This is a genomic window from Stenotrophomonas sp. T8 (assembly GCF_051853085.1).
In the GTDB taxonomy this organism is placed as follows: domain Bacteria; phylum Pseudomonadota; class Gammaproteobacteria; order Xanthomonadales; family Xanthomonadaceae; genus Stenotrophomonas; species Stenotrophomonas sepilia.
This window is the reverse complement of sequence record NZ_CP195329.1, coordinates 4248235-4269260: the sequence shown is the minus strand read 5'-3', so window position 1 is coordinate 4269260 and position 21026 is coordinate 4248235. Positions and strand designations below refer to the sequence as shown.

Annotated in this window: 25 protein-coding genes and 2 pseudogenes; 14 read left to right on the top strand and 13 right to left on the bottom strand. The window is 67.2% G+C overall.

Translation table 11 applies throughout. The features are described from left to right. A complete protein-coding gene (gene pnuC, locus ACSDHM_RS19695) occupies nt 1–573 on the top strand; it encodes a nicotinamide riboside transporter PnuC (RefSeq protein WP_072167431.1) in 573 nt (190 codons plus the stop codon). Between the two features lie 96 nt (nt 574–669). Here pnuC and ACSDHM_RS19690 read toward each other — a convergent pair whose 3' ends face one another. The 3 genes from ACSDHM_RS19690 to ACSDHM_RS19680 form a co-directional block, all read right to left on the bottom strand. Beyond that, nucleotides 670–1086 (bottom strand): hypothetical protein, encoded by a 417-nt coding sequence (locus ACSDHM_RS19690; protein WP_072167331.1) that lies wholly within the window; start codon nt 1084–1086, stop codon nt 670–672. 86 nt (nt 1087–1172) lie between these two features. Next, entirely contained in the window at nt 1173–2147 is a 975-nt protein-coding gene (locus ACSDHM_RS19685; protein WP_088496696.1) for a Dyp-type peroxidase, read from the bottom strand. 264 nt (nt 2148–2411) lie between these two features. Beyond that, nucleotides 2412–2987, bottom strand: a complete 576-nt coding sequence (locus ACSDHM_RS19680) for an OmpO family porin (RefSeq protein WP_049465985.1) — start codon at nt 2985–2987, stop codon at nt 2412–2414. Between the two features lie 161 nt (nt 2988–3148). Here ACSDHM_RS19680 and ACSDHM_RS19675 point away from each other — a divergent pair, with 161 nt between their 5' ends. The 3 genes from ACSDHM_RS19675 to ACSDHM_RS19665 all read left to right on the top strand — a co-directional run bounded on the left by ACSDHM_RS19675 (nt 3149) and on the right by ACSDHM_RS19665 (nt 5472). Continuing rightward, a complete protein-coding gene (locus tag ACSDHM_RS19675; protein WP_439426519.1) occupies nt 3149–4138 on the top strand; it encodes a DUF2268 domain-containing putative Zn-dependent protease in 990 nt (329 codons plus the stop codon). 218 nt (nt 4139–4356) lie between these two features. Further along, a complete protein-coding gene (locus ACSDHM_RS19670; protein ID WP_005420910.1) occupies nt 4357–4629 on the top strand; it encodes a hypothetical protein in 273 nt (90 codons plus the stop codon). Nucleotides 4630–4785: 156 nt separating this feature from the next. Further along, on the top strand, nt 4786–5472 hold the full coding sequence (locus ACSDHM_RS19665) for a hypothetical protein (protein WP_134972315.1): 687 nt from the start codon (nt 4786–4788) through the stop codon (nt 5470–5472). Nucleotides 5473–5487: 15 nt separating this feature from the next. Here ACSDHM_RS19665 and arsH read toward each other — a convergent pair whose 3' ends face one another. Then, a complete protein-coding gene (gene arsH / locus ACSDHM_RS19660; RefSeq protein ID WP_151354694.1) occupies nt 5488–6216 on the bottom strand; it encodes an arsenical resistance protein ArsH in 729 nt (242 codons plus the stop codon). Between the two features lie 17 nt (nt 6217–6233). Between arsH and ACSDHM_RS19655 the strand changes: the two genes are divergently transcribed. The 5 genes and pseudogenes from ACSDHM_RS19655 (at nt 6234) to ACSDHM_RS19635 (ending at nt 9424) form a co-directional block, all read left to right on the top strand. Further along, complete coding sequence (locus ACSDHM_RS19655; protein ID WP_439426518.1) at nt 6234–6563, top strand: ArsR/SmtB family transcription factor; 330 nt, start codon at nt 6234–6236, stop codon at nt 6561–6563. 1 nt (nt 6564) lies between these two features. After that, nucleotides 6565–6984 (top strand): annotated as a pseudogene (gene arsN2, locus ACSDHM_RS19650) (arsenic resistance N-acetyltransferase ArsN2); the annotation flags it as partial. 36 nt (nt 6985–7020) lie between these two features. Continuing rightward, nucleotides 7021–7524, top strand: a complete 504-nt coding sequence (locus tag ACSDHM_RS19645; RefSeq protein ID WP_439426989.1) for an arsenate reductase ArsC — start codon at nt 7021–7023, stop codon at nt 7522–7524. A 13-nt stretch (nt 7525–7537) separates the two neighbouring features. Continuing rightward, nucleotides 7538–8569, top strand: coding sequence for an ACR3 family arsenite efflux transporter (gene arsB, locus ACSDHM_RS19640; protein WP_151354692.1), 1032 nt, complete (start codon nt 7538–7540; stop codon nt 8567–8569). Between the two features lie 480 nt (nt 8570–9049). Next, nucleotides 9050–9424: a hypothetical protein gene (locus ACSDHM_RS19635; protein WP_072167348.1), complete on the top strand. Its 375-nt coding sequence runs from the start codon at nt 9050–9052 to the stop codon at nt 9422–9424. 60 nt (nt 9425–9484) lie between these two features. Here ACSDHM_RS19635 and ACSDHM_RS19630 read toward each other — a convergent pair whose 3' ends face one another. Next, a complete protein-coding gene (locus tag ACSDHM_RS19630; protein ID WP_151354691.1) occupies nt 9485–10159 on the bottom strand; it encodes an Ivy family c-type lysozyme inhibitor in 675 nt (224 codons plus the stop codon). 135 nt (nt 10160–10294) lie between these two features. On the opposite strand from ACSDHM_RS19630, the pseudogene ACSDHM_RS19625 reads away from it, so the two are divergent. After that, nucleotides 10295–10750: pseudogene (locus ACSDHM_RS19625) on the top strand (YybH family protein). A 125-nt stretch (nt 10751–10875) separates the two neighbouring features. On the opposite strand, the gene ACSDHM_RS19620 reads toward ACSDHM_RS19625, so the two are convergent. From ACSDHM_RS19620 to ACSDHM_RS19600, 5 genes are all read right to left on the bottom strand, one after another. After that, complete coding sequence (locus ACSDHM_RS19620; protein WP_049416568.1) at nt 10876–11901, bottom strand: NAD(P)H-dependent glycerol-3-phosphate dehydrogenase; 1026 nt, start codon at nt 11899–11901, stop codon at nt 10876–10878. Nucleotides 11902–11921: 20 nt separating this feature from the next. Next, entirely contained in the window at nt 11922–12440 is a 519-nt protein-coding gene (gene secB, locus ACSDHM_RS19615; RefSeq protein ID WP_005407596.1) for a protein-export chaperone SecB, read from the bottom strand. 100 nt (nt 12441–12540) lie between these two features. Further along, complete coding sequence (locus ACSDHM_RS19610) at nt 12541–12978, bottom strand: rhodanese-like domain-containing protein (RefSeq protein ID WP_439426517.1); 438 nt, start codon at nt 12976–12978, stop codon at nt 12541–12543. A gap of 57 nt (nt 12979–13035) precedes the next feature. Further along, nucleotides 13036–13461, bottom strand: coding sequence for a hypothetical protein (locus tag ACSDHM_RS19605; RefSeq protein WP_061479368.1), 426 nt, complete (start codon nt 13459–13461; stop codon nt 13036–13038). 32 nt (nt 13462–13493) lie between these two features. Beyond that, the gene (locus ACSDHM_RS19600) at nt 13494–13961 is read right to left on the bottom strand and encodes a YiiD C-terminal domain-containing protein (protein ID WP_005407593.1); all 468 of its coding nucleotides are present in this window, start codon (nt 13959–13961) and stop codon (nt 13494–13496) included. 35 nt (nt 13962–13996) lie between these two features. On the opposite strand from ACSDHM_RS19600, the gene ACSDHM_RS19595 reads away from it, so the two are divergent. The 3 genes from ACSDHM_RS19595 to ACSDHM_RS19585 all read left to right on the top strand — a co-directional run bounded on the left by ACSDHM_RS19595 (nt 13997) and on the right by ACSDHM_RS19585 (nt 17191). Beyond that, nucleotides 13997–14806 carry a uroporphyrinogen-III synthase gene (locus tag ACSDHM_RS19595; RefSeq protein WP_088496691.1) on the top strand — a complete coding sequence of 270 codons (810 nt, stop codon included), beginning with the start codon at nt 13997–13999 and terminating at the stop codon, nt 14804–14806. A gap of 105 nt (nt 14807–14911) precedes the next feature. After that, nucleotides 14912–15889, top strand: coding sequence for a uroporphyrinogen-III C-methyltransferase (locus tag ACSDHM_RS19590; protein ID WP_072167352.1), 978 nt, complete (start codon nt 14912–14914; stop codon nt 15887–15889). 6 nt (nt 15890–15895) lie between these two features. After that, nucleotides 15896–17191, top strand: coding sequence for a heme biosynthesis HemY N-terminal domain-containing protein (locus ACSDHM_RS19585; protein WP_072167353.1), 1296 nt, complete (start codon nt 15896–15898; stop codon nt 17189–17191). 161 nt (nt 17192–17352) lie between these two features. On the opposite strand, the gene ACSDHM_RS19580 is transcribed toward ACSDHM_RS19585, so the two are convergent. Further along, nucleotides 17353–18648, bottom strand: a complete 1296-nt coding sequence (locus ACSDHM_RS19580) for an acetyl-CoA C-acetyltransferase (RefSeq protein ID WP_005420942.1) — start codon at nt 18646–18648, stop codon at nt 17353–17355. Nucleotides 18649–18741: 93 nt separating this feature from the next. Between ACSDHM_RS19580 and ACSDHM_RS19575 the strand changes: the two genes are divergently transcribed. Beyond that, nucleotides 18742–19629 (top strand): hypothetical protein, encoded by an 888-nt coding sequence (locus tag ACSDHM_RS19575; protein ID WP_439426516.1) that lies wholly within the window; start codon nt 18742–18744, stop codon nt 19627–19629. Between the two features lie 121 nt (nt 19630–19750). Here ACSDHM_RS19575 and ACSDHM_RS19570 read toward each other — a convergent pair whose 3' ends face one another. Together ACSDHM_RS19570 and ACSDHM_RS19565 are read right to left on the bottom strand one after the other, a co-directional pair. After that, on the bottom strand, nt 19751–20377 hold the full coding sequence (locus ACSDHM_RS19570) for a superoxide dismutase family protein (RefSeq protein WP_053497798.1): 627 nt from the start codon (nt 20375–20377) through the stop codon (nt 19751–19753). 32 nt (nt 20378–20409) lie between these two features. After that, nucleotides 20410–20979: a superoxide dismutase family protein gene (locus ACSDHM_RS19565; RefSeq protein ID WP_072167354.1), complete on the bottom strand. Its 570-nt coding sequence runs from the start codon at nt 20977–20979 to the stop codon at nt 20410–20412. Nucleotides 20980–21026 lie beyond the last annotated feature (47 nt).

Genomic DNA, 21026 nt, shown 5'->3' with positions numbered 1-21026 from the left:
GTGCTCGAGTGGACCGCCGCGCTGTGCAGCGTGCTCGGCGTCTGGCTGATGGCACGGCGCCGGTTGTCTGCATGGCCGGTGGGCCTGCTGTCGGTCACGCTTTATGGCCTGGTGTTCGCCGAGGCCAAGCTGTACTCGGACACGCTGCTGCAGGTCGCCTTCGGTGGCTTCCTGGTCTACGGCTGGCTCAACTGGCGCCAGCACGCCGCCGATGAGGGCAGCATCCGCATCGTGCCACTGGCGCGAGGCAAGCTGCTGCGCGACCTGGCCTTCGGCCTGTGCGGTGGCGTGGCGCTGGGTGCGGCCATGCACACCTTCACCGATGCCGCGCTGCCGTGGCTGGACGCGATGCTGACCGCACTGAGCCTGGTCGGCCAGTGGTGGCAGGCACGCCGCCATGTGGCCTGCTGGTGGGTGTGGATCGCGGTGGACGTGGTCTATGTGGGTGCGTACCTGTTCAAGTCGCTGCATGTGACTGCCGCGCTGTACGTGTTCTTCCTCGGCCTGGCCGTGTTCGGCCTGCGCGCATGGAGCGCGGCCGCGCGCGAACCGCAGGTGGCGCCGGTTCGTTGATGCGGATGGCCGGGCTGTGCGCTGGCCATCCACAGTAGAGCCACGCCATGCGTGGCTGAAGGGTCACCGGTAGGCCCATCCACGCATGGCGTGGATCTACCGGTCAAGCACCAGACCCAATCGCAGCGGTTGGCGCATGTCGGCCGGCGGAGCCGCCTGCAACGGCGCGGCCTGCAACGTCACGCGCAGGTCCGCATCCACCTCGCGGTCACCCAGGCTGTCGAACTCCAGCTTCGAGATGCGGCCGTCCGCCGCAATCCACAGGCTCACCGGCAGCGGCGTGGGTGTATCCGGGTGTGCACGCAGCCACTCCACCACGCGCTGCGCCTGCGGGTCCTGTTCCTGCTGCAGGCGCTGCTGCAGCTGGCCACCCACGGCGGCGGCGTAGGCCATCCAGTGCGCAGGGGCTTCGTGTGCGGACGCCGCGGCACTCCCCAGTGCCAGTGTGCCGAACACCGCAGCCAGACGCCGCCACCAGCGGCGGATGCCGGTCCTGTTCCCTGCCATGGCCATCGCCTGCCTCCTGCGCTCCCATCCAGCGCGCCATGGTCGGCGCCATAGATGACAGGCAGATGGCGGGCCGTGATGGCCCGGCGCGATCACTCGCCCAGGTCGGCCAGCACCTTGCGCGAGGGCGCGAAGAAGGTCACGCCGGTGGTGGCGGTGGAGAAGTCGAGGATGCGGTCGTGCAGCGGCGCAGGATTGCCGATGAACATGCGCTCGAGCATCTTCTCGATCACCCACAGGCGGCGCGTGTAGCCGATGAAGTAGGTGCCGTACTCGCCGCGCCCCGGGTTGGCGAACGGCATGTTGTCGCGCAGGATTTCGTGCTCGCCGTCGGCGTCTTCGATGGTGCACAGCGTCTTGTGCGATTTCTGCGCATCGGCCGGCGCATCATCCAGCTCGATGTTGTCGTGCTTGGTGCGGCCGATGATCGCCTCCTGCGCCTCGGTCTTCTGCGCGCGCCAGGCATCGAGGTTGTGCAGGTACTTCTGCACCACCACGTAGCTGCCGCCGGCATGCTCCGGGTCTTCATCGCCAACAATGGTGGCTTCCGGCAGCGACAGTCCTTCCGGGTTGGCGGTGCCGTCGACGAAGTCCAGCAGATCGCGGCCATCGAAGTAGCGGAAGCCGGCCACGTCATCGACCGCTTCCACCGCATCACCGAAGGCCATCAGCAGGTTGCGCTCGAACGCCACGATCAGGTCCATGGTACGTGCGCGGATGTGGTACAGCAGGTCACCGGGCGTGGCCACAGCGGTGTGGGTCGCGCCCTTGATCTCGCGGAACGGCTTCAGCTCGCGTGGCGGCGTGGAGCCCACCAGCGGCTGCCACACGCGATGGCCGATGGCCACGTTGCAGGTGAAGGTGCGCTCGATCTCGCGGATGGCGGTGTTCTTGATCAGGTCATCGGTGCTGGCCAGCACCTCGCGTGCCTTGGCGATCGACGCCTCGTCATCCTTCACCTTCAGCACCAGAAACGCCGCCGAATGGGTAAGCGGTGCGGTGATCTGCTGCGGCTCGTTGTCGAGCGTGTGGTTGAGGGCGGTGATCGGTGCGGGCTGGGAATTCACGGCAGTTCCTGCTGGCTTGAGGCGGGTGCATCGTCAATGGCGACGTGCCGGGATCATAGCGGAACCGCCTGACCGGCGACGGAGCGTTTCTCGTTCCGTCCTGCGAGCAGCACCGTGCATTCCCGCGCTACATGGAACTGCTGCGGCCCTGCACTCTCCGGACGCACACAAAAGAAGAAGCCCGGCGCGAGGCCGGGCTTCGGTTGGCGTGTGGGAGAGAGAGAGTCACACGCCAGCACAACACGCTCCAACGACGGGCGCTTGTTACCAGGTGAAGCGCGGGCCCACGAACCACTCGCGGTCGCCGGCCTTGGCCAGCTTCACTTCGCCACTCAGGCCCCAGTTCTGGTTGAACTTGGCGGTGGCGCCGACGCGGCCGTAGAACTCGCCGTCCGGGTTGATGCCGTGCTTCTTGGTGTAGTCCTCGTAGCCGGCCATCACGTAGCCTTCCACGTACGGGTTGAACGCGGTGCGCACGCCGACTTCGGTGGAGTAGCCGTTGAAGTCCAGGCCGTGCTTCATGTCGAACTTCTGGTACGCGACACGGGCCACCAGGTCGGTGTTCGGTGCGATGCCGTAGTTGTAGCCGGCACCGATGCGCCACTGGTCGACGTCATTCTTGAACGTGTCGGTCTCCTGCGCGCTGTAGTCGCCGAAGATGTGGAAGTTCGGGTGCACCGCCACGGAACCCTTCACCTTCCAGCCATCGGCGTCGCCGCCCTTGGCATCGGTGTTCACGTAGCCGCCTTCAACGTAGTTGTACGACAGGCCATCGGTTGCCGATGCAGCGAACGGCAGGGCAGCCAGAAGGCCCAGGGCGAGCAGCGAATTCTTGTTCATCGGGACACACCTTTAATTATTTTGGTTTCGTCGGCCGCCTCCCGGGAGGGGGAGAGAGAGGAGGCGGTCGACAGGTGTGAATTATCCGTTAGGGGGTCTAATCGACCCTGAATATTGAACTGACTGGTGTATAAATAAGGCTGGCGTTCAGGGAACTCCTCATGCCGCACGCATCAGTCGCGTCACTGCTGTTTCCGCTTCATGCCCGGCGCACAGTGCGGGCTTTGCTGCTCTTCGCCCTGCCGATGATGCTGCAGGTAGCCAACGCAGCCGACCGTACCCGCCCTTCCGGGCGCATCGTGATTCAGACCGACGATGTCACGCGCTTCTTCAGCGTGCTGGATGCAAGCGGAGGGAAGCCGAATGCCGACGATCTGCAGCGCGGCTATCTGCATGCGGGTACGGATGCACTACGCAGCTTCACTGACAGCCGTATCGGCTCGATGGATCGTCTTGCAGATGCGATCCAGCGCAGACCTGCGCTGTTTGCCAAAGCCCGTACCTGTGCGACGGCACTGCCGGAGATCCGCGAGCGGGTTGCCAAGGCACTCGATCGGTTGGGCACGCTGTTTCCCTCCGCACGTTTTCCGCCGGTCACCGTGCTGGTGGGTCGGGGAAACAGCGGCGGTGTCACCACGCCCGACGGCGTGGTGATCGGACTGGAGGCACTGTGCCACGCCGACTGGATGCAGCCCGACATCGGCGATCGATTCGTGCACCTGATCGCCCATGAGTACGTGCACGTGCAGCAGCCCGGTGCGAGCGTCGATGTCGCGCAGCCCACCCTGCTCTATCAGACGTTGCTTGAAGGCGGCGCCGAGTACGTGGGCGAACTGATCTCGGGGCAACCGGCCAACGCGCATCTGCGTCGTTGGACGCAGGGCCGCGAATGCGCCCTGGAACGCCAGTTCGCCCGGGACAGCGCTGGTACTGATCTGTCGCAATGGCTCTACAACGGAGCGGGCGACGAAACGCGCCGCGGCGATCTTGGCTACTGGATCGGCTACCGCATTGCCGCTGACTACGTTGCCCGCGCCGATGACAAAGCTGGTGCCGTCGCCACGCTGCTTACGGTGCGTCCGGAAAGTGCGCCGGCGTTGTTCGCCGCAAGTGAATGGCGCCCGGCGTGTGGGCCAGTGGAAAACGGGTAGGAATGAAGCCGTCTTCAGGCTGATGAATTGGGCGATTCGAGCAACCGCAAGGCCATCGCCTCTGTGCACATCAGCTCGCCTGATCTCACTCGTTAAGCTTTGCTGATGAACATATTTCACAACCCTTCCACGTCTTCCAACTTCAGCTGAAAGCGCTTGTCAGCGTGGGGAACAAACGCCGCTATATTCCAGCTTCCCCAGACGAAGGAGGGAGTGCAATGAACCTGAACCCGCAACACATGAAGACGGCCCGCGCACTTGCTGTAGCGCTCATCGCCACCGTGAGCCTTGGCGCTTGTGCCACCTACAAGGACGAGTTCGCAACCATCAACTCGCGCCTCGATCAGCTCGATGTAAAGGTGCAGGGCGCTGCACAGAGTGCCGAGTCCGCCAACCAGTCGGCACAGCAGGCCAACCAGCGCCTGGACCAGATCGAAGGCCGCGTGCAGCAGCTTGAAAGGGCACCCGTCGGACGCAAGCCGCGCGGCTGATCGCTCCCTCACCGTTTGAATTGATCCACCTCTGTATCGGGAACCAGTGGCCCTCGCCGGCCACTGGCCTCCTTCCACCAGGATTGCATTGCCAGGAGCCTTCCCATTCGTACCTCCTCCTCCCCTGCACGCCGCGCCTTCCATGCCGCTCTGGCCATGGCACTGGCCGTTGCATGCAGCGGCGTAGCCAACGCCAGGGACAAGGACGCACCCGCAGCACCGGCGGCCGCCGTTGATGAACTTCCGCCCGACCAGAGCGTCTCCGAAACAGTGATCGAGCTGGCCGGCTGGGTGGTCGCCAGCAAGGACAATCAGGGTTATCCGTTCGCGATCATGGACAAGGCCGCCGCGCAGGTCCTGGTCTTCGGCGGCGACGGCAAGCTGCGCGGCGCCGCGCCGGCGCTGTTCGGTTCGGCCATCGGCGATCATTCCGCACCCGGCGTCGCCAAGCTTGCCCTGAGCGCGATTCCCGGCCACGACCGCACCACGCCTGCGGGCCGCTTCATCGGCGCCTATGGCCCCTCCGACGATGCCGGGCGCGTGCTGTGGGTGGACTATGATTCCGCCGTGTCGATGCATCCGCTGCCGCCGGGCACCCCGAAGGAAAAGCGCGCCGAACGACTGGCGACGCCGACGCCGGACGACAACCGCGTCACCCACGGGTGCATCAACGTCTCGCCGGCGTTCTACGAGCAGATCGTGCACTCCACGTTCGAGAAGGGCGGCGTGTTCTACATCCTGCCGGACAAGGATTCGATCGCGAAGACCTTCCCGGCGTTCGCGCAGAGCCGTGGCGATGCAAAGGACGAGAACAGCAAGGGCGCGCAGCGCGCGAGCAGGTAGCGCGCGTGCTGGAACTCAGGAAGCCGTAGCCCCTGCAGCCCGCGCCAATGCCGCGGCGTGCGCGTCGCCCTTCCGCTCGCTGTAGCGGTCCACCAGGTAGTCCGACCGGCCCCGCGTCAGCAGCGTGAACTTCACCAGTTCCTCCATCACGTCCACCACCCGATCGTAGTACGGCGAGGGTTTCATCCGGCCGTCGTCATCGAATTCCTGCCAGGCCTTGGCCACCGACGACTGGTTGGGGATGGTCAGCATGCGCATCCAGCGGCCGAGCACGCGCAACGTGTTGACGGTATTGAACGACTGCGAGCCGCCGCTCACCTGCATCACCGCCAGCGTCCTGCCCTGCGTGGGCCGCACGCTGCCATCTTCCAGCGGCAACCAGTCGATCTGGTTCTTGAACACGCCGGTGACCGTGCCATGCCGCTCGGGGCTGACCCAGACCTGCCCTTCCGACCACTGTGACCATTCGCGCAGTCGCTGCACTTCGGGGTGATTCCTGTCCACGCTGTCCAGCATCGGCAGCGCATGCGGATCGAACACCCGGGTTTCGCACCCCAGGTGGCGCAGCAGCCGCTCGGCTTCCAGCGCAAGCTTGCGGCTGAACGACTGGGGCCGCAGCGAGCCGTAGAGCAGGAGAATGCGTGGCGGCCCCAGATCTGCCGCGGCGAGCTGGTGATGATTGGGCTGGGGCAATGACGATTCCGCCAGGTTGGGCAGGTCCAGGCTTGTGATTGGCTCATTCATTCGACTATTCTAGAAATATGGAAACATCGAATGCAATCACCGCCCTGACCGCCCTCGGCCATGCCACCCGCCTGGCTGCCTTCCGACTGCTGGTGGAGGCGGGCCCGGCAGGGCGCATGGCGGGCGACATCGCCACGGCCCTGCAGGTGCCTCCCGCCACGCTCAGCTTCCACCTGAAGGAGCTGGTGCAGGCCGGGCTGGTGGAGAGCGAAAGCCAAGGCCGCCACGTCTGCTACCGCGCCAACTTCGATGCGATGAACGGCTTGGTCCAGTACCTGACGCACAACTGCTGCGCGGGCTCCCCGGATGAGCGGTGCGCGGTGAGCGAACCGGCATGCAGGTGCTGAGATGAAACCCGACCCGGTGATTCGTGCAGGCACGCGCGACGACCTGTGCTCCATCCGCGACCTTCTGCAGCGGGCGCAGTTGCCCGTGGCCGATCTGGAAAGCAGCGAGGTGGCGTTTCTCCTCGCAGACCTCGAAGGTGTTCCCGTGGGTGCCGTTGGATTGCAGATCTTCGGCGCGTCGGCCCTGCTTCGCTCCCTGGTGGTGTCCGACGACCGACGCAGTACCGGCCTTGGGCGCGCGTTGCTGTCAGCGGCCGAGGACATGGCCCGCCGCATGCAGGTCAGGGAACTGGTGCTGCTGACAACGTCGGCAGGCCCGTGGTTCGCGCGGCACGGCTATGCCGGATGCGATCGCGCGCAGATAGCGGAGGCGATCCGCAGCTCTGCCGAGTTCACTCGTCTCTGCCCGGCCAGCGCGCTGTGCATGTCCAAGCCACTCACTGACCACGGAAGCCACATGACCCGCAATGTCTTGTTCCTCTGCACCGGCAACAGCGCGCGCAGCGTGCTGGCTGAAGCCACCCTGCGCGCCTGGGGCGGCGATCGCTTCAGGGCTTTCAGTGCGGGCAGCCAGCCCACTGGCCAGATCAATCCCTTCGCGCTCGCCCAGCTGCAGGCCGAAGGAATGCCCGTTGAAGGGCTGCGCAGCAAGTCGTGGGATGAGTTCGTGGATGCAGCCCCGATGGATCTGGTGATCACCGTGTGTGACGCGGCCGCTGCCGAAGCCTGCCCTGTGGTGTTCGGTGACTTCATCCGCAGCCACTGGGGCCTGCCTGATCCGGCCGCCGTGGCAGGCAGCGATGCCGACAAGGCCGCAGCCTTCGCACTGGCCCATGCCATCGTGAAAACGCGCCTGCGTGCGCTGCTCGCACTGCCCGAATCGGTGTGGTCCGAACGCGAAGCGCTGCAGCACGCGCTGGACCGGATCGGCCAGCTGCTGCCGACCGACGGCGCACAATGACGGTGCCACTGCCATGAGCCTGTTCGAGCGACACCTGACGCTGTGGGTTGTGCTGTGCATTGCGATGGGCACGCTGCTGGGCCACGTCCTGCCCGATGCCTTCGCGGTGCTGGCCTCCGCCGAAGTGGCCAAAGTCAACCTGCCGGTTGCGGTGCTGATCTGGCTGATGATCATCCCGATGCTGCTGAAGGTCGACTTCACTGCGATGCGCCAGTTGCAGCAGCACTGGAAGGGCATCGGCGTGACACTGTTCATCAACTGGGCCGTGAAGCCGTTCTCGATGGCGCTGCTGGGCTGGCTGTTCCTGCGCCATGCCTTCGCGGACTGGCTGCCCGCAGCACAGATCGACAGCTACATCGCCGGTTTGATCCTGCTGGCGGCCGCGCCCTGCACCGCCATGGTGTTCGTGTGGAGCAACCTGTGCCGCGGTGATGCCAACTTCACCCTGAGCCAGGTGGCGTTGAACGACGCGATCATGGTGGTCGCGTATGCGCCGGTGGTTGCGCTGCTGCTGGGCCTGTCGGCGATCACTGTGCCCTGGGACACGCTGCTGTTGTCGGTTGGCCTCTACATCGTGGTGCCCGTGCTGGTGGCCGCGTTGCTGCGGCGCTGGATGCTTTCGCGCAGCGGCGAGGCGGGCCTGCAGCGCGCACTTCGACGGCTGGGCCCGCTGTCCCTGTCCGCGCTGCTGCTGACGCTGGTGCTGCTGTTCGGGTTCCAGGGCCAGCAGATCGTGAAGCAACCGCTGGTGATCGCGCTGATTGCGGTGCCGATCCTGATCCAGGTCTATTTCACTTCGGGCCTGGCCTACCTTCTGAACCGCCGTCTGGGCGTGGCGCATTGCGTGGCCGGCCCGTCAGCGCTGATTGGTGCGAGCAACTTCTTCGAACTGGCTGTGGCCACAGCGGTGGGACTGTTCGGCGTGCACTCGGGAGCGGCGCTGGCCACCGTGGTGGGTGTGCTGATCGAGGTACCGGTCATGCTGTCCGTGGTGCGGATCGTGAACCGTACACAAGCCTGGTACGAGAGATGCGAAGAGCACTGACAGATCAAAGTGTGTGGGAGTCGAATTGCGTTCTTCGCCCCGCACTGTCGTCATCGACTTGGTGGGGTGCCCGTACGCCACGTCATCAACTTCGACCCATGTCGCATATTCCCCATGCCGCTACGGCCGTTGCGGCGCCTGCGTCTGCGACAGCTTAACAGCGTGCAAAAATGCCAAAAGCGTCTTTGATCAAGCGTTGAATGCAACCGTTCTGATTGGCACCGCGCAGCAGCACGCGTACAGATGACGTGCCATCGAAAAAGGATGGCCGGGCTTCGAAAACCCGTGCGCTTGTTTAACAACGCTTGCCCGTCGGCGTCACCCCTCGTGGCGCCGGCGGGCAATCCGTCTGCCGGCTATGGCGGGCGGAGCGTGGAGGCCCTGTGCCTGCCGGTTTCAACAAGCGCCCGGTTTTCGAGCCACGTCTCCGCCCGCCACCTTTGTGTGGCGGCTGCCGTCTGTCCTGCACGGAGCATTGCCATGAGCACACCCGAATCCTCCCGACTACGCACGCAATACGTGCCCGCCAACGCGGACGCGCCTTCGGAAGCACCGCACCAGCAGGATCCTCTCGGTTTCATCGCCACCCTCGACCGCATCGGCAAGGGCGCCGCCGCCGACGGCCAACCCTGGCCCGAACGTCATCAGATGCCCGGCCGCCGCATGGCGCTGGCCGACGCGGATTGCGCATTGACCGGCCTGCGCGTGGCGCTGGAAATGCTGCTGGCTGCCGGGCGCGTGCGCCAGAACGGTCCCGACGAGGAGTACGTGGGCGACCGCGTGATGGAGGGCCTGATGATGGCCAGTCTGTCGCTGACCGCACAGGTCAGCGCACGCATGCGCCCGGAAGGGTGACACGGGGAACAACGCTCACTGCAACGCCGGGCACGGCCCGGCGCTGCGGCGCGCGCCACATCACCCGCAAAGCGCGCTGTCTTCCTTCAGCGCGGCATCCTGCAGTGGCTGGCGCTGTTCGATCTGCACACGCTGTTCCGCCGTCGGCTCGCCCAGCCACCACACACGGCAGCGCGCAGTAATACGGCCGACCATCTTCGCCTGCGTGGGTGAGTACAGCATCGCCAACGCGGTGCCGGGGCAGTCGTGGGCCTGGCAGGCGGTGTAGAACCACCACGGCTCGCCCTGCAGCACTACCAGTTCGCCAGGACCGCTGGGCCCGCTCAACAGGCGTTCGCGCAGCGAGGGAATCTCCTTGTCGGCGGATTCGGCTGCGGCCGTGTTCTTCATCAGGGCGTTGAACGCGGCCAGCACCTTCGGATCCTTGCGGCCACAGTCGTCCACGGTGTTGCCGCCCACCAGGGTGAAGAAGTGGGTCGCCAGCGGGTTGTCCGCGCAGGTCAGTTCGCCGCCGGCGCCCGGGTCTTCCGGTTCGCCTTCGTTGTCCCACACCGAGGGGGCCACGCCGTCTTCGGCGGACGGTTCCTCCTCGACCACCGTCGCCGCGGCGGCCGGTGCTTCGGTGGTCGGCGCTGGCGCCGCAGCAGGTGCAGTCCCGCCAGTCTTCTCCGGTGCCTGTCCGCAGGCTGCCAGCAGCGCGGCCATCATCGCCATCCCTGTGATTCGCATCTTCATTCCGTGTCCTTGTCTGATCTGCGCTGCGTCCGCCAAATCGGCGGCCGCGTGATTCTAACCAGCACCGCGCCAGGATGCGTTCGCAGCTTCCCGTCATCGCCTGGAGCCGGACGCATGCGCCGTACACCACTCGCCATGATCTTCTGCAGTGCCCTGCTGATGGCATCGCCGGCAAATGCCCACGATGCAGAAGGCGCGGAGCCCGCACAGCCGCTTCCCGATATCGCGCTGCCCGCACCGCTGGACCGTGTACTGCGCGACTACGAGCAGGCGTGACGCACGGGTGATGCCAAGGCACTGGCTGCGCTGTTCGCCGAGGATGGCTTTGTGCTGCAGAGCAACCAGCCGCCGGTGCGCGGTCGCAGTGCGATCGAGGCCGCGTATGCCGGCCAGGGCGGCAGCCCGTTGCGGCTGCGTGCGCTGGCGTATTCGATGGAGGGCAACACGGGCTACATCGTCGGTGCGTACAGCTACGGCAACAACGTGGGCGATACCGGCAAGTTCACGCTCACGTTGAAGCGCGTGGACGATGGGCCGTGGTTGATCTTTTCGGACATGGACAACACCAGCGCGCCGCCGCGGGCGCGGTGATTGCTGCCGCCGGGCGCCAACCAAGGTTGGCAGCTACCAGAAGCGGGTTCGGCAGTAGATCCACGCCATGCGTGGATAGGGCACGCACATAAAAAAACCCCGGCGCGTGGCCGGGGTTTTTCGATTCACTTGAACAGCGTGTCCGGATACTCCGGTTTCTGTTCCCGCGCCAGCAGTGCGCGCAGGCCTTCTTCCGGGGTCTGCTCGCCATGCAGCACGGCACGCACACCGTCGGAGATCGGCAGGTCGATGCCATGACGGCGCGCCTGTCGCATCACTTCGTCAGCGGTCTGCACCGACTCGACCACCTGGCCGATCTCGCGCACTGCATCCTGCAGCGTCTGGCCGCGGCCCAGGGCCAGGCCCAGGCGGCGGTTGCGCGACAGGTCGCCGGTGCAGGTCAGCACCAGATCGCCCAGGCCGGCCAGGCCCATCAGCGTTTCCGGCTTGGCGCCGATCGCAGCGGCCAGGCGCAGCATCTCGTTCAGACCACGGGTGATCAGGCCGGCACGGGCGTTGAGGCCCAGCTGCATGCCATCGGCCACGCCGGTGGCCACGGCCAGCACGTTCTTCATCGCGCCGCCCAGCTCGGCACCGACCATGTCGTCGCCGGTGTAGGCGCGGAACGCCGGGCCATGCATCGCCTCGGCCACCGTCTGCGCGAACTCGGGCACGTCGCCGTGCACGGTGATCGCGGTCGGCAAGCCCTGGGTGACTTCCTTGGCGAACGACGGCCCGGTGACGACGGCCAGCGGCACATCCTCACCCAGCACTTCGCGCGCCACTTCATGCAGGAAACGGCCCGAACCGGGTTCGAAGCCCTTGGTGGCCCAGGCCACGCCGGCACCGGCCGGTCGCAGCGGCGCCAGCGCACGCACGGTCTCGCCGAACGCGTGCGACGGCGTCACCACCAGGATCCAGGCCGCGCCCTGCACCGCCGACGCCAGATCGGTGGTGGCACGCAGGCTGTCCGGCAGCGGGATGCCCGGCAGGTAGCGCGGGTTCTCGTGGCGCTGGTCGATGGCGTCGACCACGGCCGCGTCGCGCCCCCACAGCACGGTCGGGTGACCGTGCCGTGCGAGCAGGCTGGCCAGGGCGGTTCCCCAGGAACCGGCGCCCAGCACGGCGATCTTGTCAGCGGGAGTGCTCATCCGTGACGTCGCGGCAGGAATCAGGCGTTGCCGGCCGGCTCGGAGTCAGCCAGCGACGGTGCGTCGCCCTGCTCCTGGCGCTGGCGCAGGGTTTCTGCGTACAGGCCTTCGAAGTTGATCGGCTGCAGGAAGAACGGCGGGAAGCCGCCGGCCTGGATCAGGTCGCTGATCAGCTGGCGCACGTACGGGAACAGGATGTTCGGGCACTGGGTGCCGAGCAGCACGTCGATCGACTGCGGGTCCAGGCCGACCAGGCCGAACACGCCGGCCTGCTTCACTTCGGCCACGTAGGCGGTGCGCTCACCGGCCTGGCAGGTCAGGGTCACGGCCAGCACGACTTCGAAGGCGTTCTCACCCAGGCGCTGCACCTGCTGGTTCAGGTTCAGCTGCAGCTCCGGCTGCACCTGGTCATTGAAGATGGTCGGCGCGTTCGGCGACTCGAAGGAGACGTCCTTGACGTAGATCTTCTCGACGGTGAAAGCGGGGCCGGTAGCGGCATCGACCGGCGCAGCGGCGCCGTTGGTGATCTCTTCGGACATTTCCAGTAACTCCAGGTGAATGCAATGAAAACGATGGTCTAACTACTGCGATGGGGGCGGGACCCGGCCCAGACAAGGCCGGATCCGCCACCTGCGACAATCAGTTGCGGCCCTTGACCAGCGGCAGTTCGGCCTGCTGCCAGGCGGGAATGCCGCCGTCGAGCACGTAGACCTTCTCGAAACCGGCCTTCTTCAGCGCCTTGGCGCCGGTTTCCGAAGCGTTGCCGCTGCGGCACACCAGCACCACCGGCGACTGCTTGGCGTTGGCCACCAGCTTGTTTTCCGGGCCGAAGGCACTGGCCTGGGCGTTGCGGCTGCCGGCAATGTGGCCCTTCTCGAAGTCACCGCTGGCCGACAGGTCGACCACCACCGTGCCGCCCGCGTTGATCAGCTGGGTCAGTTCGGCGGGCTTGATGCCCTTGAAGCCCCGGAACAGGCGGCGGATCTCGGTGACGATGATGGCCACGGTCAGGCCGACCAGGGCCGCGGACAGCATCGGGTTTCGGCCTGCAAAGGCCAGCAACTCTTCGTAATTCACTCAGGTCACGGGTCGATTAAGCGGGCGCCGATTGTCGCACAAGCCGGACGCGGCCCGTCACTGCCCCTTCCACAGGTCCGGCAGGCCGGCGGTCTGCCACCAGCGCTTGGCCTCCGGGTCCCAGCGCCAGCGCTCGACCACGACCACGGTGCGCTCGGCCTGGGTGTTCTGGTTGATCACCCCGATTTCGACCCGGCGCTCGACCAGGCCACCGTCCAGCGAGGCGCTGCTGCGCTCGCGATAGGACGACACGCGCAGCTGCGCGTAACGGTTGAGCTCGAACTCGGTCGGCGGCTTTTCCTTGCGCAGCTTGGGGTCGAGGTAGCCGATGGCATCGTCCATGCTGCCCCAGCGGATGGTCGCCCCGTAGGCGATCTGGGTCTCTTCCAGCAGCTTGCGCTGCTTGCGGCTGAGGTCGTCGGCCGAGGCCACGGCACTGGCCAGCAGCAGGGAATACATCAGGAACTGGATGAGGCGGCGCATCGGTGGTTTCCCCAGAACGTCAGCCTGCCATCCTACCCTTTGGCGAAGGCAACAAAGCGACCGCTGAATTCGGCGGCGGGCTTGCCATCGGCACCGGGCTGGGTGGCGATGATGCTGATGCGGGCCTTGCGGCGCTGCCGGAAGGTATTCAGGAAGGCGTCCCAGCCGGTGGCTTCGGCCGCTTCGGCGTGGGCGTGCAGGTCCTCATAGACCGGCGCCAGATAGCGCAGGTTGCTGTCGGCCACATAGACCTCGGCATCGTGGCCGGCCAGGCGCAGGCGCAGGCTGACCAGCGCCCAGCCGGACAGGGTCAGCACCGAGGCCAGGCTGCCGCCGAAGGCGTTGCCCTTGTCATTGACGTTGGCCGCCAGCGGCGCGGTGATGCGCAGCACGCCATCGGCATAGCCGTCGAGCTGGATCTGCATGGCGCGCACCGCCGGCATGCAGTCCAGCACGTCCTGCAGGGCGGCCAACGAGGAAGTCAGGGCATCAACGGACATCGGAGCAGCGACCACGACAACGAAGGGCCCGCATAATGCAGGCAATGGTCGACCATACGATACCCACTGGCGCCAGCCGTTCCGGCCCACGCTGGACCCTGATCTCGCTGCGCCCGCGGGGCCAGAACGTGGCGCTGCGCCGCGCCGTTGCCGGGCTGGGCGGGAATGTCCTGGCCCTGGCGCCCTGGCGCCTGCAGCGCCTGCATGGCACGGCTGTGGTGCGCCAGCTGCAACGCGCGCTGAACTGCGACCGGGTGGTGTTCACCAGCCCGGCCGCCGTTGCCGCAGCCGCGTCCCTGCTGCCGCTGGCCGGCGTGCAGCGCAGCCCGTGGCTGACCGTGGGCGAAGGCACTGCGCGCGCATTGCAGGCACATGGCATCACCGAGGTGCACGCGCCGCAGCGGATGGACAGTGAAGGCCTGCTGGCGCTGCCGGTGCTGGCCGACGTACAGGGCCTGCGCGTCGGACTGGTGACCGCGCCCGGCGGGCGTGGCCTGATTGCCGCGCAGCTGCAGGCGGCGGGCGCCACGATCGAACGTGCCGACGTCTACAAGCGTCGCCTGCTGCGACTGCCCCCGCGAACGCTGGCGCGGTTGGCGCATTCAGCACAGCCGTGGGTACTGGCCGTGAGCAGTGGCGAAGCGTTGCAGCATTTCTGGCAACAGCTTCCGCCGGCCGGGCAGCAGCGCCTGCGGGCGTCTGCCCGCGTGGTGGTTGCCAGTGACCGCCTCGGCGAACAGGCGCAGGCGCTCGGCCTGCAGCGCATCACACGCAGCGCCGGCCCCACCGCTGCGCAGCTGGTGGCCGCTGCACACGCCACGCTCACCGTCCCGGCAGCGACCTGAACAGGGACGTGGATCACGCTTGCCGCTGCCGTCGGCAACGGTGATGCTGTGCACAACGCAGCCTGCCGGCACCCCGACCGGCGACGTTGCCGACAAGGAAGCCTGATGAACGATACTCCGCCCGCACCCCCACCCCATCGACCCGTGCGCTGGCTGCTGCCGCTGGCCGCCGTGGTCGTGCTCGGCGCGGGCGGTTATGCCGGCTGGTACGTCTGGCAGCAGCAACAGCGCGAACAGGAAGCGCAGGCACAGGCCAAGGCCGTACAGCTGAAGGGCCTGGAGGCCACGCTGGATGCGCTGCGCCGTGACCAGCGCGCGACCAGCCAGCGCCTGCAGGATGCGGCGACCACCAACCGCGTGCTGCGCGACGAGATGCTGGGACTCTCACAGCGCAGCGCGCTGCTGGAAGAGAACGTGGCCAAGCTGGCCGACAGTGCCAACCAGGGCCGCCAGGCGGTGCAGCGCGATGAGGCCGAGCTGCTGCTGACCCAGGCTGCGCAGCGCCTGAACTACGCCGACGACGTGGACGGCGCGCGCCGCCTGTATGCACAGGCCGCCATCGCGCTGGCCGATCTGCCCGACGCCGACGGCCTGAACCTGCGCCAGGCGCTGGTGCAGGAGCGCGAGGCACTGGATGCGCTGGGCAGCGGCCCGCGCGTGCAGTCGCTGCAGCGCCTGGATGCTGTGGCCCGGGCGCTGCAGGGCCTGCCCTCGCAGATCACCGGCACGACCGGCAGCAGCACCGCCAAGCCCTGGTGGCAGGCCACGCTGGCACCGTTCGTGGACATCACCCCGAGCCGCCAGAACGGCCCGCTGACGGCCGCCGAAAAGCGCAACGCCGACGATGCACTGCAGCTGGAATTGACGTTGGCGCGCGCCGCGATCGAGCGCGGCGACCGCGCGGGCCGCAACACCGCTCTGGACCGCGTGGAGCAGTGGGCACAGCGGCGCTGGCCGGATTCACCGGCCCTGCGCGCGCAACGTGCTGAACTGAAGGCCTTGCGCGAACTGCCGCTGCAGGCCAACGACGCTGTCCTTGGCAGCACCCTGCAACAACTGCGCACCCAGACCGACCGGAGGTAAGCCCGCATGAAACCCCTGCAATCCCTGGTCGTGCTGTTGCTGGCCGTGGCCATCGGCGTGGTCGCCGCGCAATGGCTCGGCGCCGATGACCTGAACCGCTTCGGCGAAGTGACCCTGCGCTACGGCGGCTACGACTATCACAGCAACCTGCCGAAGGTAGCGCTGCTGGCGGTGATCACGGTGCTGGTGCTGTGGCTGCTGTGGAGCCTGATCGCTGCACCGTTCCGTGCCTGGGGCCGCTACCGCCGCAAGCAGGGCCGGGTGCGCCTGATCGACGGCCTGCAGGCCTACGAGCATGGCCAGTGGCAGCGTGCGGAGAAGCTGCTGGACGGCGCCGCCAAGGACCCGGAAGTGAGCGCGGTGGCACTGGCCACCGCCGTGCGCAGCGCGCAGGCACGGGCCGACGGCCCCGCCGGAGAGGCGCTGCTGCAGCGCCTGGGTGAAAGCGACGCCACCCTGCAGGCGCTGCTGCGCGCCGAACAGCTGCTGGCGCGCGATCTGCCGGTCGATGCGATCAATGCGCTGGACGTAGCGGCGATCCAGCCGCTGCCGCCGCGCGGCCTGTGGCTGCGTACCGAAGCGCTGGCACAGGCCGGCCGCGCGCACGAAGCGTATGGCCAGCTGGGTGCGCTGCGCCAGAGCAAGGTGCTGCCGGCCGACGCGAACAGCGAACTGGAGGCACGCCTGGCCGCACAGGCGCTACTGGAAGCGGCCGACGTCAACGCGCTGGCCGCACAGTGGGAGGCCACCCCGAAGGCGCTGCGCCCCACCCCGGACGTGGTGGGCGCCTATGCCAGCCGTGCGGTGGCGCTGGACTGGGATGAGCCGGCGCTGCTGGCGCTGGAACAGGCACTGGACCAGCGTTGGAATGACGATCTGGTGGCGCTGTATGGCCGCCTGCCCGCCGAGCGCCTGGCCACCCGCCAGGCCAATCTGGCGCGCTGGCGCAACGTGCACGATGACTCGGCCGCCCTGCGCCTGGCACAGGGCCGCGTGGCCCTGGGCCAGCAGCAATGGGATGCCGCCGATGCGTTCCTGCACGAGGCCATCGCCGCGGGCGCCGGTGCACCGGCGTGGGAAGCGCTGGGTGAAGTGTTCGCCCAGCGTGGCGAACACGCGCTGGCCGCGCAGTGCCTGGCCAATGCGCTGCGCCTGCAGCGCGGCGAGGACAGCGTGGAACTGGTGCGTGGCACCGAGACGCCGCTGCGCGCCACGGTGGAGGAGCAGCCCATCGTTGCACAGCCGCCGGTGTATGACGCCAACGAAGAGCGCGACGAGTTCGGCAACCCGCGGTTACCCTGATTGGTAGTGCCGGCCGCTGGCCGGCATCCACCGGTGAATTTGGCACCCACCAGAGCAACAATCCGAACAAAAAAAACGCCGCCCGATGGGCGGCGTTTTCAGTTCCAGGAGTGCCGGCCGGATCGTGCCGACCAACGGTCGGCACCCACCGATGGATGCGATCAGCGTTCGACGATCGCCACCACGCCCATGCCGCCGGCGGTGCAGATCGACACCAGTGCGCGGCCACCGCCGCGTTCGGCCAGTTGCTTGGCTGCCGTGGCGATCACGCGTGCGCCGGTAGCGGCGAACGGGTGGCCGGTGGCCAGCGACGAGCCCAGCAGGTTGATCTTGTCCGGGTCGATGCGGCCCAGCGGCGCGTCCAGGCCCAGACGGTTGCGGCAGTAATCCTCGCTCTCCCACGCACGCAGGGTGCACAACACCTGCGCGGCAAAGGCTTCGTGGATCTCGTAGATGTCGAAGTCCTGCAGGGTCAGGCCGTTGCGCTTGAGCATCTCCGGCACCGCGATGGTCGGTGCCATCAGCAGGCCTTCGCCATGCACGAAGTCCACTGCCGCCACGTGTGCGTCACGCAGGTAGGCCTGCGGCTCATGGCCATGCGCGCGCGCCCACTCTTCGCTGGCCAGCAGTACCGCAGCGGCACCGTCGGTCAGCGGGGTGGAATTGGCGGCGGTGAGCGTGCCACGCCCGGAAACCTTGTCGAACGCCGGCTTCAGCGTCGCCAGCTTTTCCAGCGAGGTATCCGGGCGCAGGATGTTGTCGCGCTCGACGCCACGGAACGGTGCGATCAGGTCGTTGAAGAAGCCACGCTCGTAGGCGGCAGCCAGCTTCTTGTGCGACGACACCGCCCACTCATCCTGCGAGTCGCGCGAGATGTTCCACTCCTTCGCCATGTCCTCGCAGTGGTCGCCCATGCTCTTGCCGGTGCGCGGCTCGGCCACGCCCGGGAACTCGGGCTTGAGCTCGGAGAACTTGAAACCGGCGGTGAGCGCACGGATCTTGTCGCCGGTGCTCTTGGCGCGGTTGGCCGCCAGCAGGCGTGCACGCAGTTTCTTTCCGTAGACGATCGGCACGTCGGAGGTGGTGTCCGAACCACCGCCGATGCCCGATTCGATCTGGCCCAGCGCGATCTTGTTGGCCACGGTGATGATGCTGTCCAGCGAGGTACCGCAGGCACGCTGCAGGGTGATGCCCGGGGTCAGCGGCGACAGGCCGGACGACAGCGTGGCTTCGCGGCCCAGGTTCCAGTCGCTGGAATGCTTGATCACCGCGCCCATCGCCACTTCACCCAGCTGCTGGCCATGCAGGCCGAACCGTTCGACCAGCGCACCCAGCGTACGGACCGACATGCCGAGGTTGCCGACATCCGAATACGCGGTGTTCTGGCGGCAGAACGGAATGCGGACGCCACCGAGGATGGCGACGGGACGAGCGTTGGGCATGGAGATACCTGGCATGGATGAGGGTGTCTGCAACATGGCCTGCACGACGGAGCAGGCATAATGGAGCCAAGTGTAGCTGCCGCCCTGTGATGGGCCAACCGTGGAACCATGAGCAAACCCGACCCCGCGATGAATGCCCTTGGCGTGCTGGCCCTGGAACTGGCCGGCGGCGAAATCCCCCGCCAGGCGGTGCTCAGCGCTGAACAGGCCGGTGAACTGGCCGAACGCGTCGGCCGTGACCTGGCCAAGCTGGTGCCACAGGTGGCCGAGCTGGACCTGGTGTTCGCCGCCGCGCATTTCGACCCGGCCGAAGTGCTGCGTCCGGGCTGGCCGATCCATCGCCGCCTGGAAGAACTGCAGATGCGTGCCCCGGGCCGCAACCAGGGCCCGCGCCTGCTGGCTTTCGGTACCGATGCCGAAGGTGACGTGCCACTGCCGTTCCAGGCCGATGCCACGCTGGTGGGCGGTGGCCTGCGCGTGGTGCCGTTCCTGCTGACCGGCAGCGACGTGGCCACCACCAGCGCGGTCGCCGATGCGCTGGAAGAAACCTTGCTGGCCAACGGCATGGCGCACGCCGACACCGCGCTGACGGCGCAGAACACCTTCGGTGCCCGCATCGAGCACGCGCGCTATTTCACCGTGAACGACCTGGCCGCGATGATGTCGATGCAGTACGACAACCAGGGCCTGGCCGCACTGTGGCCGCTGATCGAGACCGCGATCATGGCGCCGGGCGAGGACGAGTGGCTCAATGCCGCGCCCGAGCCGCTGCTGCGCTATACGCATGGCGAAGCACGCATGGCGCTGTTCGACCCGGCCGGTTGGTGCGCGCACTACAGCCACAGCAAGAACGACTGCGATCGCCTGAAGGGCATCTACGAGCAGTTCCTGATGCGCCAGCGACAGATGGCCGCGGTGCTGGAAGCACATGGCGTGCCGGTACTGTTCGTGCACTGCGAGGCCGGGCAGGACGCGCGCGAACTGCTGGCGCGCTGATCCGGGTGATATGTGGGTAGTGCCGGCCGCTGGCCGGCACCCTCCGGATCTGTGATTGCCGGCCAGCGGCCGGCACTACCCATCAGGAAAAACGCCGGCTTGTGCCGGCGTTCTTTGTTTCTTACGGGGCCTTCTGGATCACCGCACAGGCCAGGCGCGCGCCGGCGTTGCCGGTCGGCTGGGTCTTGTAGTCGTCCGCGTCGGCGTGGACGATCAGGCCGCGGCCGATGATGTCGAAGTCATCACCCTTGCCGATGTTGACGTTGCTCGACACCGGGCCGTCGATGGTGGCCACGCCCTTGTCGTCGGCCTTGATGTTGGGCATGTCGCCGCCGTGGTGCGGATCGGTGGCGACGTTGCCGTGATCCTGCTTGCCCGGGTTGAAGTGGCCGCCGGCGCTCATGCCGTCCGGCGCGCTGCAGTCGCCCTTCTCGTGGATGTGGAAGCCATGTTCGCTGCCCGGCTTCAGGCCGGTGATCTGGCCGGTCACGTGGACCTTGCCATCAACCACCTTGAAGGTGACGCTGCCCTTGGTCTCGTTGCCCTGGGTCGGTGCCAGTTCGGCCGTTGCCGAAGCATCGCCCGTCGGTGCCGCCGCCGGTGCCGGGGCTGCAGCCGGCTCGGTGGTGGCGCCGTCAGCCGGCGCGGCCGGCGGGGTTTCAGTCTGCGGCGCGGCGGGCTGCTGGTTGCAGGCCGCCAGGCCCAGCGCGGCGATGGCCGCAAACAGCGAAGTGTGGATCAGACGCATTGGAATCTCTCCCTCGATGATGCCTGCAGTGATCAGCGGACGACCCGGATCACGCCACAGGCGATGCGGACGCCGGCATTGCCGGCGGGCTGGCTGCGATAGTCGTCGGCGTTGGCATGCACGACCAGTGCGCGTCCGGCGATATCGGTGGCGGCGCCTCCGCCAAGGGTAACCCCCTTGAGGTGGATATCGACGTTGGCGCGGCCCTGGGCATCGGCACGCAGATTGTCCATGTCGCCCAGGTGGTGCTTGCCGGTGCCGGCGCGGCCATGCGCAGCACCACCGGGATTGAAGTGATTGCCGGCACTGCTGGCATCCACCGCACTGCAGTCGCCGCGCTCATGGATGTGGAAGCCGGCCTGCTGCATCGGCTGCAGGCCACCGACCAGGCCGGTGATGTGGATGCCACCGGGCTCCACCATCAGCGCGATGCGGCCACTGACGATGCTGGCCGAGGCCGGTGCAAGATTGGCCTCGCCCTGCTTCGCTGCGCTGACCACGGTCGGCGGCGGCGGAGTAGGTTCGGTCTTTTTCGGCGCGCTGCCGCAGGCAGACAGCAGCACGGCGGCGGACAACGGCAGGATGGCAAAGGACAGACGCATCAAAGACTCCTTGCAGATGACACTAAGCGTTGCATCGTCCATGAACG

Bases quoted from the DNA above. Each gene is read 5' to 3' on its own strand.
- ACSDHM_RS19690 (WP_072167331.1), bottom strand. From the start codon at position 1,086: ATGGCCATGGCAGGGAACAGGACCGGCATCCGCCGCTGGTGGCGGCGT.
- ACSDHM_RS19680 (WP_049465985.1), bottom strand. From the start codon at position 2,987: ATGAACAAGAATTCGCTGCTCGCCCTGGGCCTTCTGGCTGCCCTGCCG.
- ACSDHM_RS19675 (WP_439426519.1), top strand. From the start codon at position 3,149: ATGCCGCACGCATCAGTCGCGTCACTGCTGTTTCCGCTTCATGCCCGG.
- ACSDHM_RS19670 (WP_005420910.1), top strand. From the start codon at position 4,357: ATGAACCTGAACCCGCAACACATGAAGACGGCCCGCGCACTTGCTGTA.
- ACSDHM_RS19665 (WP_134972315.1), top strand. From the start codon at position 4,786: ATGGCACTGGCCGTTGCATGCAGCGGCGTAGCCAACGCCAGGGACAAG.
- arsH (WP_151354694.1), bottom strand. From the start codon at position 6,216: ATGAATGAGCCAATCACAAGCCTGGACCTGCCCAACCTGGCGGAATCG.
- ACSDHM_RS19655 (WP_439426518.1), top strand. From the start codon at position 6,234: ATGGAAACATCGAATGCAATCACCGCCCTGACCGCCCTCGGCCATGCC.
- ACSDHM_RS19645 (WP_439426989.1), top strand. From the start codon at position 7,021: ATGACCCGCAATGTCTTGTTCCTCTGCACCGGCAACAGCGCGCGCAGC.
- arsB (WP_151354692.1), top strand. From the start codon at position 7,538: ATGAGCCTGTTCGAGCGACACCTGACGCTGTGGGTTGTGCTGTGCATT.
- ACSDHM_RS19635 (WP_072167348.1), top strand. From the start codon at position 9,050: ATGAGCACACCCGAATCCTCCCGACTACGCACGCAATACGTGCCCGCC.
- ACSDHM_RS19630 (WP_151354691.1), bottom strand. From the start codon at position 10,159: ATGAAGATGCGAATCACAGGGATGGCGATGATGGCCGCGCTGCTGGCA.
- ACSDHM_RS19620 (WP_049416568.1), bottom strand. From the start codon at position 11,901: ATGAGCACTCCCGCTGACAAGATCGCCGTGCTGGGCGCCGGTTCCTGG.
- secB (WP_005407596.1), bottom strand. From the start codon at position 12,440: ATGTCCGAAGAGATCACCAACGGCGCCGCTGCGCCGGTCGATGCCGCT.
- ACSDHM_RS19605 (WP_061479368.1), bottom strand. From the start codon at position 13,461: ATGCGCCGCCTCATCCAGTTCCTGATGTATTCCCTGCTGCTGGCCAGT.
- ACSDHM_RS19600 (WP_005407593.1), bottom strand. From the start codon at position 13,961: ATGTCCGTTGATGCCCTGACTTCCTCGTTGGCCGCCCTGCAGGACGTG.
- ACSDHM_RS19595 (WP_088496691.1), top strand. From the start codon at position 13,997: ATGCAGGCAATGGTCGACCATACGATACCCACTGGCGCCAGCCGTTCC.
- ACSDHM_RS19590 (WP_072167352.1), top strand. From the start codon at position 14,912: ATGAACGATACTCCGCCCGCACCCCCACCCCATCGACCCGTGCGCTGG.
- ACSDHM_RS19585 (WP_072167353.1), top strand. From the start codon at position 15,896: ATGAAACCCCTGCAATCCCTGGTCGTGCTGTTGCTGGCCGTGGCCATC.
- ACSDHM_RS19580 (WP_005420942.1), bottom strand. From the start codon at position 18,648: ATGCCAGGTATCTCCATGCCCAACGCTCGTCCCGTCGCCATCCTCGGT.
- ACSDHM_RS19575 (WP_439426516.1), top strand. From the start codon at position 18,742: ATGAGCAAACCCGACCCCGCGATGAATGCCCTTGGCGTGCTGGCCCTG.
- ACSDHM_RS19570 (WP_053497798.1), bottom strand. From the start codon at position 20,377: ATGCGTCTGATCCACACTTCGCTGTTTGCGGCCATCGCCGCGCTGGGC.
- ACSDHM_RS19565 (WP_072167354.1), bottom strand. From the start codon at position 20,979: ATGCGTCTGTCCTTTGCCATCCTGCCGTTGTCCGCCGCCGTGCTGCTG.